Annotated in this window: 1 rRNA gene; it reads right to left on the reverse strand. The window is 50.9% G+C overall.

The features are described from left to right. Nucleotides 1-493, reverse strand: a 23S ribosomal RNA gene (locus AC3FKH_RS34485); the annotation flags it as partial. Between the last annotated feature and the right edge of the window lie 198 nt (nucleotides 494-691).

Here is a 691-nt window from a genome sequence, read left to right on the forward strand (position 1 = left end):
CCCTCCCGGGGTTCTTTTCGCCTTTCCCTCACGGTACTGGTTCACTATCGGTCGATCACGAGTATTTAGCCTTGGAGGATGGTCCCCCCATCTTCAGACAGGATTTCACGTGTCCCGCCCTACTTGTCGTACACCTAGTTCCACAACGCTGTTTTCGCATACAGGGCTATCACCTGCTACGGCCGGGCTTTCCATCCCGTTCTGCTAACAACACTGCTAAAGAGTACAAGGCTCTTCCCATTTCGTTCGCCACTACTCTGGGAATCTCGGTTGATTTCTGTTCCTGCAGCTACTTAGATGTTTCAGTTCGCCGCGTTCGCTTCCCTGACCTATGGATTCAGTCAGGGATGACCCATTCGGGCCGGGTTTCCCCATTCGGACATCTCCGGATCAAAGCTTGTTTGCCAGCTCCCCGAAGCTTTTCGCAGGCTACCGCGTCCTTCATCGCCTGTGATCGCCAAGGCATCCACCACATGCACTTGTTCGCTTGACCCTATAACAAGTGTGTCTCAATGAGACATCCTGCTACAGGTGAGTTCTCGCATTTGTGCCGTATTCCAAGTCATCTTTCGATCACTTAAATACATTTTGGTTGATACAATCACAACCCGGTATCGCGTTTTGTACTGCAGCGTCTCATCAACGCTTCGCGACACCTTTACTACATCCCATATTGTTAAAGAACAGCCGA

Source organism: Cupriavidus sp. 21MJTG02-4 (assembly GCF_057798975.1).